Genomic DNA, 15,009 nt, shown 5'->3' with positions numbered 1-15,009 from the left:
CGCCTAAAAGCCAAAGCAGGATGGCAGGCATGGGATGTCCTCCGGGCAATGTTCTTGTCGATGCCGCAGCCCGGCGAGGGCGCGGCACAGCTCATCCGCAAGGAGCGTGCCCGAAGGAAAAAACGATGGCCGGCGGCCGGGAAGGAAGGGAGGAGGAAAGACTCAGCCGCTGACCCGGACCGCGCGCGACGAGGAATGATCGCCGCGCGACACGACCGATCCGTCGACCACGCGCACGGCATCGCCGCTGCGCCACGCGTAAGGCGAACTGCTGTGGAAGCTGCGGATGCTGCCGTCGTCCATGCGCACGGTCATCTGGTATTGCATGGTGGTGCGCACGTGCTTTTCGATCTCGTTGCCGGCGAACGCGCCGCCGACGGCGCCCAGCACGGTCAGCGCGGTACGGCCGCTGCCGCCGCCGAACTGGTTGCCCACCAGCCCGCCCACCACGCCGCCTCCTACCGCCCCGACGCCCGATCCGGAACCTTTTACCTGCACCGCGCGCACGCTTTGCACGGTGCCGCAATCGGAGCAGGAAGCGGCCACACGGCGCGCCGGCTGGTAGGACGAGGCGTTGCGGACCGGCTGCGCGGGCGCGTCGCCCGGGCGCGAAGCCAGCGCCTCGGGATGCGTGTCGGCCCTGCCGAAGTACCGGCCGCCCTGCGGCGCCGCCTGGGCGGCCGCCGGTTCGGGCGCGGTGCGCGCCAGCGGCGACGGCAGCAGCCCGGTCAATACGCCGATGCCGGCAGCGGACAGCACGATGACGCTCACCGCCGCCGCGGCAACGAGCGGGTGCAGCGCGGCTGCGCCGCGCATGGCCGGGTAGCCGCGCGCCAGCCGGGCGCGCAGCGGAAAAGCGGAACGGGAACTAGAACCGGTGGTCATGATGCGGCTCCTTACTCTCTGCGAGAGTCACTGTAAGATTCGAGTAAGGTACTGCCAAGCCGCCTTCCAGGTTGTTTCGCGCGCCGGCCAGTGCTCGAACTTTGTGTATCGGGATTGACCGAATGTTTCCGAAACAAGGCCACGGAGTCTGCCAAAATACAGGCATGGACATCACGCTCATGGAACTCGAGGACGCCATCAATTTCTGGCGTGTCCGCAAGCCGGCCACCGGCGACGAATGCACGCTGTGCGCCGAAGCGGCGGCCCTGGCCGGCCCTTATGCGGCCATGATCATGTGCCACGCGTCGGCCTTGGCGGAATCCAGCCTCGACCCGGCCGCCCAGGCCGCGCTGAACGCGTGGCGACAGGCCCGCGCTTAGCGGGCGGAGCGGGGGTCTTTCAAACTTCCAGTTGCGCCGACACGCCGCCGGCAAGCATGGCGGGCACAGGCATGGCATAGGCGCCCAGGCTGGCGCGCATCGAGAGCGCCGCTTCCAGCGTGAAGACCCCATCGCCGACCATGGCCAGGACTTCCTGCGGCGTGGCCGTGCGCAGCGCCACCACCTCGCCGTCCTGGTTTTCCGGCACGACTTCCGGCCCCAGCACGATGTCCACGACGGTCACGTGCTCGACTTGGTAGCCCTCGGGCAGCACCCGGCGCACCACGAATTCGCCGCTGCGGCGGCCGTCCTGCAGATGATGCGGCAACAGGCCCGCTTCCTCCCAGCTTTCGCGCAGCAGGGCGCTCTCGGGCGTTTCGGAGGCGCTGATCAGGCCGCCCACCAGGGTGTCCCACATGCCGGGATCGGTCGTTTTGGTCAGGGAGCGCCGGGCGATCCACAATTGGCCGCTGTCGGTCCAGGCGTTCAAGTGCACCGCGTGCGTGGCGATGCCCAGGGGCCGCACCGCGGCCCGCTCGATCACGCCCATGAGCGTGCCGTCGTCGGCGGCGACGTCCAGCAGCTCATCGCGCCAGCCATTGAGCCGGCCGGCGTCGCGCAGCGCGAGCGCCACCCGCGCCAGCAGGCCGTTGACCGCCTGGGTGCGCGCCTCCGACGCCGGGCTGGCGGCCCATCCGGGCAATAGGTGCACCAGTCCGGACGCCATGGCGATTTCCGAACCGAACGGCTCCAGCCACTGCAGGACATCGCGCGCCACCCAGCCGCATTCGCGCCCCGCGATGCGCAACCGCAGCGAATCGGCGGGCGGGGCCACGTGCGAACGGGCCAAGATCGAATCGAATACGTTCATCCAGATATCATGAATACAAATGCGACATTCCATTGTGCCGGAACTCCCGGCAGGCCGCAGAGCGGCAGGTTAGCGAAGGTAAACGGCCGTGCCAAGCGCTTTCGGCACTTTTTTGCTGCATCGCAATAAACGCGCGGCGGCCCGGCGATAGTAAGATGCGCCCGTCCCGCTCAGCCAGCCACCAAGGAACGTCCGCCATGTCCACAGCTCCCCGTATCTGCATCGTCGGCGCAGGCGCCATCGGCGGCTTCTTCGCCGCGCGGCTGGCCCAGGCCGGCAACCCGGTTTCCGTTCTGGCGCGAGGCCGCACGCTGGCGGCGCTGCGCGCCCACGGCATGCGGCTGGATTCGGGCGGCGCCCGCATCGCTCCGGCGGTCCGGGCCAGCGACGATGCCGCCGCGCTGGGCCGGCAGGACATCATCATCATTACCGTCAAGGCGCCGGCGCTGCCGGAAGTCGCGCAGAACATCGCGCCGCTGATCGGCCCGGACAGCATCGTCATCCCCGCGCTCAACGGCATCCCCTGGTGGTTCTTCCTCGGCGAAGGCGTGCCCTTGGCGGGAACGCGCCTGCGCAGCGTGGATCCGGCCGGCCAGATCGAAGCCCATCTGCCGATGGCGCAAGTGCTGGGCGCGGTGGTGTTCGCCTCCGCGTCCACGCCCGAACCCGGGCTGGTCTCGCACGCCTCCGGCCAGCGCGTCGTGTTCGGCGAGCCGGGCGGAGGGCAGGGCGCGCGCAGCGACCGGGTAGCCGCGCTGTTCCGCGACGCCGGCTTCGATGCTGCCGCCAGCGCCGACGTGCGCAACGACATCTGGGTCAAGCTGCTGGGCAATGCCTGCTTCAATCCCGTCAGCCTGCTGACCGGCGCCCATACCGACGACATGATCGACGATCCGCGCGTCCATGCCTTGTTCGTCGCTATGATGGACGAAGCGCTGGCGCTGGGGGCCCGGCTGGGCCTGCCCGCGCAGATGGACTCGCGCGACCGCATCGCCATGAGCCGGCGCCTGGGCCACATCAAGACCTCGATGCTGCAGGATCTCGAAGCCGGCCGGCCGGTCGAGATCGACAGCATCCTGGGCGCGCTGGTCGAAGCCTCGGCCGCCGCCGGCGCCGCCACGCCCACGCTGGATGGCGTCTATGCCATGGCGCGCATGCGCGCCGATACGCTCGGCCTGTACCCGCGCTAGCGAGCGGAAAGAACTTTTCTAAGAGCGAAAAATGCCAAAACTTCGCTTGAACCGCGCGGCCGCGCGCCGCATCCTGCGAGCCTTGCAAGAGTAGGACGCGCTTGTGCAAGGCGCGGCAGGCCATGTCCATATCCAGCGAAGTCATCCGGAGCGTCACCTCGTCGCTGTACGAGTGGTCGCTCAAGAAAGTCCCCGACGACACCCAGCGGGCGCTTGCCCAGGCGCAGCAGCGCGAAACGGTGCAGCTGGGCCGCCAGACGCTGCGCATCATGCTCGAAAGCGCCCAGGCCGCCGAGCGCGAAGATCACCTGGTCTGCACCGACGTGGGCGTGCCCACCTACATGATCCGCGTCGGCACCGGCGTCAGCTTCTCGGGCAACGTGCGCCAGGCCATCGTGGACGGCTTCGCCGACCTGGTCGAGCGCGCCGACCCGCCCATCCTGAAGATGGTCACCAATCCGCTGACGCTGGCGCGCAGCTACGCGGGCAAGAACATGCCCATCGTCACCTTCGACATGATCGACGGCGCCGACTACGTAGAGATCGTCTGTGCGCCCAAGGCGCTGGGCACGGGCCGCTGGGAAGCCATCGAGACCTTCGTCTACCCCTCGCTGGAAACCATCGAGCGCTACGTGCTGGACACCGTGCTCAAGGCCGGTTCGCAGCCCTGTCCGCCCATCGTCGTCGGCGTGGGCATAGGCGGCACCTTCGACTACGCCGCCAAGATGGCCAAGGAAGGCGTGCTGCGCCCCTTCGGCCGGACCAATCCGGAACCGACGCTGGCGGCGATGGAGCAGCGCCTGCTCAAGGCCATCAACGACACCGGCTTCGGCCCCATGGGCACGGGCGGCGCCACCACCGCCATGGCCGTGCACATCGACTATTCCTATGGCCACGGCTTCACGCCGGTGGCCGTGGCCTTCAACTGCTGGATCAACCGCCGCACCTGTGCGCGCATCTACCAGGACGGCACGGTCGAGCGGCTGGAGTGACCCGGACGCAGGAGCAAGAACCATGAACACCCATCGCTTGAACCTGCCCGTGGACGCGGCCCGGATCGCCGCCATCCAGGCCGGCGACCTGGTCTACCTGAGCGGAGACATCGTCATCACCATCGGCCTGCCCACGCACCAGCGCATGGTCGATTACGCGCGCGAGGGCACGCCGCTGCCGGTGGACCTGCAGGGCGGCGCCTTCCTGCACCTGAGTTCGTACAACCGCGAAAGCGACGCGCCCTCGGGGTACGAGGCGCTGTACATGAACCCCACCACCAGCACGCGCTATGACGCCTACATGCCCACGCTGATCCGTTCCTACGGACTGCGCATCGTGGGGGGCAAGGGCGGCCTGGGCGAGGAAAGCGTAGAGGCCATGCGCGAGACCGGCTGCATCTACCTGTCCTTCCTGGGCGGCGGCTGCACGCTGCTGGCCCACGCCATCCGCGAAGTGGTGGCGGTGCATTGGGAAGACTACATTTCGCAATTCCGGCTGGTCACGCTGCGCGTCGAAGATCTCGGCCCGGCCACGGTGGGCATAGACGCCCACGGCAACAGCCTGTACCGCACCTTGCGCGAGGATGCGCAGCAACGGCTGCCAGGCATCCTCGACGAACTCGACCGGCAGCGCGCCCAGGCCGCGCGCTGAACGGCATTTTTTTCCAGAACGAATAAGGAGATCCCATGATCACATCCCGCCTGCTCGCCGGCTCCATAGCCGTCCTGGCATTGGCCGCCACGGCAGCGTGCACCAAGAACGACGAGGCTTCGTGGCCGACCAAGCCAGTGCGCCTGATCGTGCCGTTCCCGGCCGGTGGCAGCACCGACGTCGTGGCGCGCCTGATCGCCGAACGGCTCGGCCAGAAGCTGGGCCAGCAGTTCGTCGTCGACAACCGTCCCGGCGCTGCCGGCAACATCGGCACCGACCAGGTCGCCAAGGCCGCGCCCGACGGCTACACGCTGACGCTGACCACCTCGGGTCCGCTGGTCAACAACAAGTATCTGTACAAGTCCATGCCGTTCGACCCGGCCAAGGACCTGACCCCCATCGTCCTGGTCGGCGAGATCCCGCTGGTGATCGTGTCCACCGACAAGGTCCCGGCCAAGAACCTCAAGGAATTCATCGCGCTGGCCAAGGCCGCGCCGGGCAAGTATTCCATCGGCAACCCGGGCAACGGCACCATCGGCCACTTGGCCTACGAACTGCTGCGCCACAACACCGGCACCCAGTTCCTGGGCGTTCCCTACAAGGGCGACGTGCCGGCCATGGCCGACCTGATGGGCGGCTCGATCCAGGCCATCAGCGCGCCCATCACCGCCTTCATCCCGCAGATCCAGGCCGGCAAGATGACCGGGCTGGCCGTCACGTCGAAGAAGCGCTTCCCGCAGCTGCCCGACCTGCCCACCGCCATCGAGCAAGGCTTCGACGTCGAAGCCGCGGTGTGGTTCGCCGTGGCCGGCCCCGCCGGCCTGCCGCGCCCCATCGTGGACAAGCTCAACCGCGAAATCAACCTGGTGCTGGACTCCCCCGAAGGCCGCTCCAAGCTCGAGCAATTCGGCGCCCTCGTGGGCGGCGGCTCGCCCGAACAGCTCGATACGCTGATGAAGGGCGAAAGCGAGAAGTGGAAGCGCATCATCGAGCAGGCCAACATCAAATTGGATTAGAGGGAAGCCCACCCCCTACCCGCTTACGCGGGCCCCCTCAAGGGGGCGAAACCGGCGGACTGGCAAAGCCAGATCCGCGGTTTCCTGGGTCTGACCCAACGCGCTTCGTGGGGCAAGAGGGTCGGCGATAGTGTTTTTAGTATGGCGTCTCTGGATGGCAGTACCTGGAGACATCGATCAACAGTAATTTTTCAATACCCCGGGCACCGCGGATCCGGCTTTGCCGGTCCGCCAGTGCCGCCCCCTGGGGGGCGCGCGTCAGCGCGTAGGGGGGAGCTAAATTTGGGAGTCCCCTTATGGCGGAATTCGTGACGCTGAAGACCGAGGGCATGAGCACCGAGGAAGCCTACCGGCTGATCGTGGGCTGCGTGGCGCCGCGGCCGGTGGCGTGGATTACGACGCAGGACGAGACGGGGCGGGTGAATGCCGCGCCGTTCAGTTCGTACAACTACGTGGCGCACAGCCCGCCGATGCTGGCGGTCAATATCGGGTCGCGCAAGGGCGAGCTGAAGGATACGGCGCGCAACATCGTGCAGACCGGCGAGTTCGTGGTGAACGTGGCCACGGAAGCGACGCTGGAGTTGCTGCACGCATCCGGCGCCGACTATCCGCCGGAGATCGGCGAGCCCGAGAAACTGGGCATCGAGCTGGCGCCCAGCACGATCGTGCGGCCGCCGCGCATCCCGGCCACGCCCATCCAGATGGAATGCCGGCTCGAACACGTGCTGCCGCTCGGCCGCGGACTGAACACGCTCTACATCGGCGAAGTGGTGGCCTTCCACCTGTCGACCGATTTCTACAACGGCCGCCACGTGGACGTGATCGCCATGCGTCCGATCTCGCGCCTGGGCGGCCCCTACTACGCCGGCCTCGGGGAAATCTTCCACCGGCCCATGCTGCAGGCACCGCCGGTCTGACTTTTCAGGAAACATTCCGATGAGCAACGCATCTGACAAAGCAGCGCCGGCCGTACAGGTCGGAACCTTCATCAAGACGGTATCGCCCCACGTGGTGGAGATACTCGGAACGACCGACATGGATTTCGGCGTCCTGGACGCCGAACATGCGCCGTTCGACCGCGCCGCCCTGGACCTGATGATGCTGGCCGGCCGCGCGGCGCGCCTGCCCCTGTACGTGCGGGTGGCCGACTGGGAGGCGAGCACGATCCTGTCCACGCTCGACCTGGGCGCCGCCGGCGTCGTCGTGCCGCACGTGGATTCCGCCGAGCAGGCGGCTCAGATCGTCGCGCGCGCCCGCTATCACGGCGGCGTGCGCGGCTTCTCGAGCTCGCCGCGCGCGGCGGGCTACGGGACGATGAGCTACCAGCAGGCCCAGGCGGCCGGCGACGCGACGCTGGTGATGTGCCAGATCGAGAGCGTGGAGGGCCTGGCCGACGTCGAGCGCATCGCCGCCGTGCCCGGCGTGGGCGGCCTGTTCGTGGGACGCGCCGACCTGGCCCTGTCCATGGGCGAGGAAGGTTCGCGCAGCCCGGCCGTGCTCGAGGCGACGGCGCGCATCGTGCGCGCGGCGCTGGCGGCCGGCAAGACCGCCGCCATGTTCGTGGCCAACAAGGCCGAACGCGACGAATTCGCCGCCCAGGGCGTGAGCTGGTTCGTGATCGGCTCCGACCAATCCCTGCTGCGCCAGGGCGCGCAAGCGGTTGCCGTCGCGGGCAACCGGCAACGCGGCTGAAGACCATCCAGACAAAGGTGAAGCAATGACGACTCAAGGCCCCCGGTCGGCGACCTATGCCGCCCACTATGACACGCCTCCCCAGCAGGAAACCGCTGGCGCGCGCACCTGGCTGACGCGCGGCGCCAATTTCGTGGTGTCGGTTTCCCAGGTCGAAGCGGGCGCCGTGCTGGCGCGCGAGAACAATCCCGACGAGTACTTCGTCTTCATTCCGGCGGGCGGCGCGCGCATCCAGGCCGGCGGCGAATCCGTCGATGCCGGCGCCGAAACGGTGACCATCGTCCCGCCCGGCGCGAGCCGGATCGAGGCGACCGCGGCGGGCACCGTCGTGCGGGTGTTCTCCAAGCTTGCCGCCGACCTGGTGGCCGCGTCGGTGAACAACGCGGTCTACGCCGACGGCGCCCCCGAAGTCGCGCCGCTGGTGCCGTGGCCCGATCCCCCGGCGGGCTTCAAGCTGCGCCACTACGTGCTGGCCGACTACGTTCGCGCCGACAGCAATATGCGGATCTTCCGCAGCACCAACCTGATGATCAACCCGCTGGCCAAGCGCGTGGTCCCGCGCGACGTGCACAAGCTCAGCCCGCACACCCACGCGGACTTCGAACAGGCGTCGCTGGCGGTGCAGGGCACCTACGTGCACCATCTGCGCTGGCCCTGGACGCCGGACATGGACATGTGGAAAGAAGACGAGCACGTCGAAGTCGGCAGCCCGTCGGTCACGGTCATCCCGGCCAAGGTCCTGCACACCAGCCGCAACGTCAGCGAAGGCGACTGCTGGCTGATCGACATTTTCAGCCCGCCGCGCATGGACTTTTCCAGCAAGCCGGGCATGGTCAGCAACGAGGACGAATACCCGCTACCGCCGGCCGCGGCCTGACGGCGCTGCCGCCCGCAGGGCCTTGGCCGCTTCTACAGCGCGGCCAGGTCCTGCGTAATGGCGGCGGATACCGCGAGCAGCTTGGCCAGGTAGCGTCCGACCACCTGCTCGTTGGACAGCGTGGACGCGAACCAGGTCATGCCGAAGGACGCGACCACGTGCTTGCCGTCATACACCGGCACCGCCAGCGTGCCCGATACCGGCCGCACCGCCGGGTCGCGCAGCGCATAGCCCTGGGCGCGCGTCTGCGCGATCATCTTCCTGACGGCCTCGGCATCCCGCGCCGGCCCGTCCTCCGGGCTCTTCGACTCGCGCAGCAGCGCGAGAATGGTCTCGCGTTCGTCGTCCTCGCAGAACGACAGATAGGCCCGGCCGATGGCCCGGCTCACCAGGCTCAGGCGCATGTTGATCGTGGAATGCAGCAGCGACAGCGGCGAGTTCGGGATGGTGCTGTAGCGCACCACCATCGCATTCGCGTCGGGCACCGCGATCGCCACCGGCCACTTGATGTCTTCGGTCAGCGCATCGAGCCGCGGGCGGGCCGCCTCGACGATGCGCGGTTCGCTGTGATAGCCGGATGAAAGCGTATTGACCAGCGAGGTCAGGTAGTAGGCGCCGTACTGCGGCGCATGGCGCACCAGCCCCTTGGAAGCCAGCGTTTCGAGCAGGCGGATCAATGAAGGCTTGGGGATGCCGGTCTGCTTGTGCAGGACGTCCAGCGTGGAAACAGGCTGGCGGTTCAGGGCCTGCAGCAGTTCGATGGCACGCACCACGGCCTGGACGGGCGGAAATGAGGGCACGCATGCCTCCGTGGCAAGAACGCTGGCAGGCGATTATCGCACCTGCCCCGCAACCGGCGCCTCGCGTGCGCGCCGCACCGCCCGCCCGCGAAAGGGGCCGGCCGGGCCGCGCAGCCGGGCGGCGCACGGCCGCCCGCGTTTTCAGCGGCGGTGGCCGCCCTTCACGAACACGCGCTTGCCCGTGTCGTGCCATACCTTGCGCTTCTCTTCCTCGGTCAGCAGCACCGAGGCGTCGATCATGCGCTGGACCATTTCCTTGTAGGTGCCCGACGAGGTGCCGATGTCCGACCCCCACATGACGTGGTCGGCACTGAACAGATCGACCGCGCGGCGCAGGACCTGCTCGGCCGGGACGCCGGCTTCGCGGTATTCGTCCAGGTTGATCGACGTGAACTTGAAGAAGATGTTCTTCTCGTGGGCCAGCTTCTCGAAGCGCTCGTCCAGGCCGAATTGCTCTTCGGTCGCTTCCGGCTCCAGCAGGTGGTCCAGCACGATCCGCACGTTGGGATAGCGGCGCGCCAGCTCGATGATGGTCGGCACCGACGGGCCGCCGCCGCCGACCGCCAGCACTTCCAGATCGATGATCAGACCGAACTCCTCGGCCACTTCCCAGGTCTTGAGCGCCTGGGGCGAGTTCAGCCAGGGCATGCTGCCGTCGGGCTGGCGGCTGCCGAACAGGCGCACGCCGGCCAGGCCGTTCTTCTCGATATAGCTGCGGACCAGCCCGGGCGTGGTTTCATCCTCGGCGTCCAGGATCACCACCGCCGAAAAGATGTCCGGGTGCGCATCCGAAGAGTCGAGGATGTAGCTGTTGTCGAAGCGGTAGATCATGCGCTTTTGCACGGCCACGGCGCCATCGACATTCTCTTCCTTCATCCACACCAGCATGCGCGCCACGTCCGGCACTTCGTTGATGGGATTGGGACCGTGCTGGCCGCCCGGCGTGCCGATCACGCCTGGCATGCGCGGCGGCGCATCGGCCGCGCGCTTCATGGGATTGCGCGGATACCGGGTCTGGTCGTCCGCCACCAGGTGGGCGTGCGAATCGAACAGCAGCGGACGGCTGGAGGAGCCGGAGGCCGTCGGGTCTTGGTTTGCTTGGCTCATGTCAACTCTTCGAAATAACAGCAGAACAGGGCGGACTTTATCGCCATGACCAACCGCTCGCATCCGCTATTCTCAAACTTTTCGCCAGAAGAAAACTTCGCGGCGCGGCTGCATGGCGGTTCCCATGGCTACGGAAAACCGAGTCTATTCGCATTATCCAGAGGAAATAAATTCCGTTCATTAGAATAATGGCTGGCCGCAGCGAATCTCGGCAAACCGCCGCGCCTGCACCGCACATTTCCACGACACGGCACAACCATGATTCCCAAGCAAGATAAAGACAGTCCACCGCCCTCGGCCGACGCCGGCTCGGGCACGGTCAGCCGTGCCCTGCACCTGCTGACCGTGCTGGCCGACGCCGGTGGCAGCGTAACGGTCAAGCACGTGGCCGACCAAATGCGGCTGGCCCCCTCCACCGCGCACCGCTTGCTGCAATTGCTGAAAAAGGAAGGCTTCGTCGACACCGCGGCCGAAAGCAGGCAGTACACCATCGGCGCCGAGTTCTACCGGGTCGCCGCGCGCGTGGCGGGCACGGTATCGCCGCCCACCATCGCGCAGCCGACGCTGGAAGCCATCGCGAACGCCTTCGACGAAACCGTGGTGTTCGGCCTCTACCTGCCCACCGAGCGCTCTTTGAGTTTCGCCGCGCGCGCCGACGGCCAGCAAAAACTCAAGTACCAGATCGACATGCACCGCCCGCTGTCCCTGGTCTGGGGCGCCTCGGGCAAGGCCGTGCTGGCCTTCCTGCCCGAAGGACAGGCGCGCGAGATCCTGGCCCGCGAAGGCCCGTCGCCCGCCTCCGGCCTACGGCCGCCGGCCTGGGAGGTCCTGTCCGCGGAACTGGCGGCCATCCGCTGCCGCGGCTATGCGGTCAGCGAAAGCGAAAAGCTGCTCGACGCGCGAGGCATCGCTGCGCCCGTGTTCGGCCCGGGCGGCATCGTCGGCTGCGTCTGCCTGACGTCGCCCAAGTCCCGCATGCCGCATGCCAGCATCGAAGCCATCGGCCAGGACATCGCCGCCCGCAGCCTGGCGCTGTCGCGCACGCTGGGCGCGAAACTTCCATGAGCGGCTGCGCCGCGGCCATCCGGCCGGCGGCGCGCGCCTCGCCCGATACCCGTGGCAGGATCGAGCCGCCTATTCGATCTGGATGTTGGCCTTTCTGACCACCTCTCCCCATTTGGCGATCTCGGTGTGGATCATCTCGGTGTACCGGATCGCGCTCATGGGCTGCGGCTCGGCGCCTATCTTCAGCAGCCGGGCGCGCACGCCGGAATCCTTCAAGGCTCGGACCACGTCGGCATTGAGCTTGTCCACGACAGGCTGCGGCGTGCCGGCGCGCACGGAAACGCCGCCCCAGCTGTCGGGCTTGTAGTCCGGCAGGCCGGCCTCGACGAAGGTAGGCACGTCGGGCAGCAGTTCGGACCGGCGCGGCGTGGAAATGGCCAGTGCCCGCACCTTGCCGGCGGTCACTTGCGGCAACGCGGTCGGCGCGTCGCTGAACATCAGCGGAATATGCCCGCCTATGACGTCCGCGAGGGCCGGTCCGTTGCCCTTGTAGGGGACGTTGCGCAGGTCGACGCCGGCCTGCATGCCGAACAGCTCGCCGGCCAGATGCGCGCCGCCGCCATAGCCCGAATGCCCATAGGCAAGCTCGCCGGGCTGCCGGGCGGCGGCATCGATCAGGTCCTTGACCGACCGGTAGGGCCGGGACAGCCCGACCACCAGGATGATGGGGTAGGTTGCAGCCAGGCTGATGTGGGTGAAGTCCTTCTCTATATCGTAGGGCAGCTTGGACTTCAGGCTGGGCAATACCGTGTGGTGGATGACCGAGAACAGCAGGGTATAACCGTCGGCCGGCGCCTGCATGGCGGCTTCGGCGGCAATGACGCCGCTGGCGCCGGGCCGGTTTTCCACCACGACGGGATGCTTCCAGTATTCGGACAGCTTCTCGCCCATGATGCGTGCGGTCAGGTCGATCGGCCCTCCCGGCGGAAAGGCCACCAGGATGCGCACCGGGCGCGTGGGATAAGCGTCGGCGCCCTGGGCATGTACGGCGGGGCACAGGCCCAGCAGCAAGCCGGCCAGCGCCAGTGGGCGAAGCGGTATGTGCATGAATGTCTCCTGTTTTCTTATCGAGGGCACCGGCGGCGCCCGGTTAAAGCACCGGGATGCGCACGTGCAGCACCGCCGGCGTACCGCCGCGGACGGCAGCCAGGGCGTCGGCCACGGCGGCCTCCGCCTCGGCCGGATCATCCACCCGCATTCCGAACGCCCCGGCTGCCCGCGCCATCCGCGCAAAATCCATGTCGGGCGCCAGCCGGGACTGAAAGCTGCCTGTGCGTACCGCCTCGCCGTCGGGATAGACACGCACGGTGGCCGTCTTGACCGCGGCCCAGCCCGAGTTGTCGAGCACCACGGTCAAGGTCGGCAGGCCATACTGGCGGGCGGTCGCCAGGAACGAGGTCGGATTGCCGAAGTAGAAGGCGCCGTCGCCCACCACCCTCACCACCTCTCGATCGGGCGCGGCCAGCTTGGCGCCCAACGCCGCTCCGGCCGACCAGCCCAGCCCGCCGCCGCCGTTGCCCAGGAAGGTGCCGCCCTGCCTGCGCGGCATCTGCGCGGCGACGACGGCCGCCGAGCGTACGGCCTCGTTGAGCACGATGGCGCGATCATCCAGCTGGCGGGCGACAGCAGCGCATAGATAGGCGGCGGACACGGCGCCGCGGACGCCGGGCCTGGCGGCCTCGGCTTCAGCCGCGGCGCGGCGGCTCCGGGCCTCGGCCTCGTACTGCCGCACGCGCGCGGCGGCCCTGTCGATAAAGCCGGCATCGGCGCAGGCGGCGATCCGGTCCGCCACCTGCTCCAGTATCCGGCAGCTGTCGCCCGCCACGCGCTGGTCGACCCGATACGGCCACAAGGGCAGATCCTGCTTGATCGGATCCAGGTCGACCTGCAGCCAGTGCGAATCCGGACGAGGCTGCGCGTCGTTGGGTATCCAGGGCACATCCACGTCCACCAGCAGGCCCAGGTCGGCATCGGGCAGATAGCGATTGGCGCTCGAGCCGCCGTAGCACGGATGATCGTGGGATATGTTCAAGTAGGTGGGATTGGCCTCGATCACGCGCATGCCCGCGACTTCGGCCAGGCGCGCCAGGCTGTCCACGCACGCGGGGTTGCGCCCCGCATAGGTGGTGATCAGCAGCGGACGCTCGGCCCGCATCAGCTTGCCGGCCAGTTCGGCGACCACCTCCGGATCCGCGCCCCCCAGCCGCAGGCGGCCGGCGACCGAGGCGCCGTCTACAGCACCCGCATCGCACGACCCGGCCAGGATTTCCCTGCGCAAGGTCAGGTAGGCCGGTCCGGGCGGATCGCTCATCATGATCGAATAGGCGCGATGCAGCACTTCCTTGCCCACGATCCCGGCCGGCAAGTCTCCCTCCCATTTCACATAAGGCCTTACCAGGCTGGCCTGGTCGTAGGGCTCCTGGATGAAATGCACGTAGTTGTCGCGGCCGCCCGCCATCTCGCCCCGGCTAGTGAAGGGCGCGCGCCCAGCGATGAGCAGCACGGGCCAGCGCGAACGGAAGGCGTTGTGCAGGCCCATGGCGGCATTGGCCGTGCCCGCGTCCACGTGCACCAGTACAGCCTGCCCGCGGCCGGAAATGGCGGCATAGCCGGCGGCCATGTGCACGGCGGTGTTCTCGTGCGGACACAGGACGGTTTGCAGGCGCGCCTCGCCGCGGGCCTCCTGTCCCGCCAGTTCCTCGATCAACGGCGCGTGATCGGTTCCCAGGTTGCAGAACAGATGGGAAATGCCGAGCTCGTCCAGGCCCTCGAGAAAGATGTCCGCGGCGGTGCGGGTCGTGGGTGCGCTCATATAGATACCTCGTGTTGGGGGACGCTGCGCCGCTACGAGGATGGGGGCGGTACCCGGTAGCTCCCGCATCCTCGCGACACGCCGTCCATGGCATCGCTTATATTCCATTAAACAGAATTAAATTCTGATTAATGGATTTTGAACGCATGATACCTGTCCGAACGAGGCACGGACAAGAAGATGGGAGAAGACCGGCGTAGGGACTTTCCCGCAGCGTGGCGGGAGGTGCGGCGAGGAAGGCGCGGGGGAAATCAGCGGATCTCGAGGCGCTCCGGAGGCAGGCTCTGCCGCGGCAGGACGGGAAAGCCACGGGGCTTGCGCATTTCCTGAATACTATCGATAATTAGTCTCATTACGACGACTATGCGACGGGGTCCCCGCCGCAACCGAGTCCTGCCATGTACGTTTGTGTCTGCAACGCCATCACCGAACGCCAGGTGCGCAGCAGCGTGGAGTCCGGTTCCGTCACCTTGGCCGATCTTCAGTTCGACCTCGGCGTCGCCACGTGCTGCGGTTCCTGTGCCGAAACGGCCTGCCAATACCTGCCGCAAGGCGCCAGCGGCTGCGAACATGCCTTCGAGGCGTCCATCACCGTCGCCGAAACCACCGAAGTCACCGCCGGGGGCGGGGCCCGGGCGCGGGTGGGCATGAGCGCGGCCGCCCGGCGGCG

16 protein-coding genes are annotated in these 15,009 nt (G+C 67.8%); 10 read left to right on the top strand and 6 right to left on the bottom strand.

Annotated elements, in window-relative coordinates; translation table 11 throughout:
• Positions 1–162 precede the first annotated feature (162 nt).
• The gene (locus PIGHUM_RS12770) at positions 163–885 is read right to left on the bottom strand and encodes an outer membrane lipoprotein (RefSeq protein ID WP_425466724.1); all 723 of its coding nucleotides are present in this window, start codon (positions 883–885) and stop codon (positions 163–165) included.
• 164 nt (positions 886–1,049) lie between these two features.
• Here PIGHUM_RS12770 and PIGHUM_RS12765 point away from each other — a divergent pair, with 164 nt between their 5' ends.
• The gene (locus PIGHUM_RS12765) at positions 1,050–1,265 is read left to right on the top strand and encodes a DUF3717 domain-containing protein (protein WP_124079989.1); all 216 of its coding nucleotides are present in this window, start codon (positions 1,050–1,052) and stop codon (positions 1,263–1,265) included.
• A gap of 19 nt (positions 1,266–1,284) precedes the next feature.
• Here the strand turns inward: PIGHUM_RS12765 and PIGHUM_RS12760 are convergent, their stop codons facing one another.
• Positions 1,285–2,136 (bottom strand): NUDIX hydrolase, encoded by an 852-nt coding sequence (locus PIGHUM_RS12760; RefSeq protein ID WP_160142251.1) that lies wholly within the window; start codon positions 2,134–2,136, stop codon positions 1,285–1,287.
• Between the two features lie 197 nt (positions 2,137–2,333).
• On the opposite strand from PIGHUM_RS12760, the gene PIGHUM_RS12755 reads away from it, so the two are divergent.
• From PIGHUM_RS12755 to PIGHUM_RS12725, 7 genes are all read left to right on the top strand, one after another.
• Positions 2,334–3,326, top strand: coding sequence for a 2-dehydropantoate 2-reductase (locus PIGHUM_RS12755; RefSeq protein WP_124079987.1), 993 nt, complete (start codon positions 2,334–2,336; stop codon positions 3,324–3,326).
• Positions 3,327–3,448: 122 nt separating this feature from the next.
• Positions 3,449–4,318 carry a fumarate hydratase gene (locus PIGHUM_RS12750; RefSeq protein WP_124079986.1) on the top strand — a complete coding sequence of 290 codons (870 nt, stop codon included), beginning with the start codon at positions 3,449–3,451 and terminating at the stop codon, positions 4,316–4,318.
• A 22-nt stretch (positions 4,319–4,340) separates the two neighbouring features.
• Positions 4,341–4,970 (top strand): fumarate hydratase C-terminal domain-containing protein, encoded by a 630-nt coding sequence (locus tag PIGHUM_RS12745; protein ID WP_124079985.1) that lies wholly within the window; start codon positions 4,341–4,343, stop codon positions 4,968–4,970.
• 35 nt (positions 4,971–5,005) lie between these two features.
• Positions 5,006–5,986 carry a Bug family tripartite tricarboxylate transporter substrate binding protein gene (locus PIGHUM_RS12740; RefSeq protein ID WP_124079984.1) on the top strand — a complete coding sequence of 327 codons (981 nt, stop codon included), beginning with the start codon at positions 5,006–5,008 and terminating at the stop codon, positions 5,984–5,986.
• A gap of 296 nt (positions 5,987–6,282) precedes the next feature.
• On the top strand, positions 6,283–6,903 hold the full coding sequence (locus PIGHUM_RS12735; protein ID WP_124079983.1) for a flavin reductase family protein: 621 nt from the start codon (positions 6,283–6,285) through the stop codon (positions 6,901–6,903).
• Positions 6,904–6,922: 19 nt separating this feature from the next.
• Entirely contained in the window at positions 6,923–7,678 is a 756-nt protein-coding gene (locus PIGHUM_RS12730; protein WP_124079982.1) for an HpcH/HpaI aldolase family protein, read from the top strand.
• A gap of 25 nt (positions 7,679–7,703) precedes the next feature.
• A complete protein-coding gene (locus PIGHUM_RS12725; protein WP_124079981.1) occupies positions 7,704–8,555 on the top strand; it encodes a cupin domain-containing protein in 852 nt (283 codons plus the stop codon).
• Between the two features lie 32 nt (positions 8,556–8,587).
• On the opposite strand, the gene PIGHUM_RS12720 is transcribed toward PIGHUM_RS12725, so the two are convergent.
• Both PIGHUM_RS12720 and PIGHUM_RS12715 read right to left on the bottom strand, forming a co-directional pair.
• Complete coding sequence (locus PIGHUM_RS12720; protein ID WP_124079980.1) at positions 8,588–9,355, bottom strand: DNA-binding transcriptional regulator; 768 nt, start codon at positions 9,353–9,355, stop codon at positions 8,588–8,590.
• 141 nt (positions 9,356–9,496) lie between these two features.
• Positions 9,497–10,462 (bottom strand): amidohydrolase family protein, encoded by a 966-nt coding sequence (locus PIGHUM_RS12715; RefSeq protein WP_124079979.1) that lies wholly within the window; start codon positions 10,460–10,462, stop codon positions 9,497–9,499.
• A 258-nt stretch (positions 10,463–10,720) separates the two neighbouring features.
• Between PIGHUM_RS12715 and PIGHUM_RS12710 the strand changes: the two genes are divergently transcribed.
• Positions 10,721–11,527 (top strand): IclR family transcriptional regulator, encoded by an 807-nt coding sequence (locus PIGHUM_RS12710; RefSeq protein ID WP_124079978.1) that lies wholly within the window; start codon positions 10,721–10,723, stop codon positions 11,525–11,527.
• A gap of 69 nt (positions 11,528–11,596) precedes the next feature.
• Here the strand turns inward: PIGHUM_RS12710 and PIGHUM_RS12705 are convergent, their stop codons facing one another.
• Positions 11,597–12,574, bottom strand: a complete 978-nt coding sequence (locus PIGHUM_RS12705; protein WP_124079977.1) for a Bug family tripartite tricarboxylate transporter substrate binding protein — start codon at positions 12,572–12,574, stop codon at positions 11,597–11,599.
• Between the two features lie 43 nt (positions 12,575–12,617).
• Positions 12,618–14,339 (bottom strand): thiamine pyrophosphate-requiring protein, encoded by a 1,722-nt coding sequence (locus PIGHUM_RS12700; protein WP_246013157.1) that lies wholly within the window; start codon positions 14,337–14,339, stop codon positions 12,618–12,620.
• A gap of 398 nt (positions 14,340–14,737) precedes the next feature.
• On the opposite strand from PIGHUM_RS12700, the gene PIGHUM_RS12695 reads away from it, so the two are divergent.
• Positions 14,738–15,009: (2Fe-2S)-binding protein (locus tag PIGHUM_RS12695; RefSeq protein ID WP_124079976.1), on the top strand; the 272-nt coding region annotated here is incomplete at its 3' end.

Source organism: Pigmentiphaga humi (assembly GCF_900606115.1).
In the GTDB taxonomy this organism is placed as follows: domain Bacteria; phylum Pseudomonadota; class Gammaproteobacteria; order Burkholderiales; family Burkholderiaceae_B; genus Pigmentiphaga; species Pigmentiphaga humi.
This window is presented reverse-complemented; position numbering and strand designations above follow the sequence as displayed.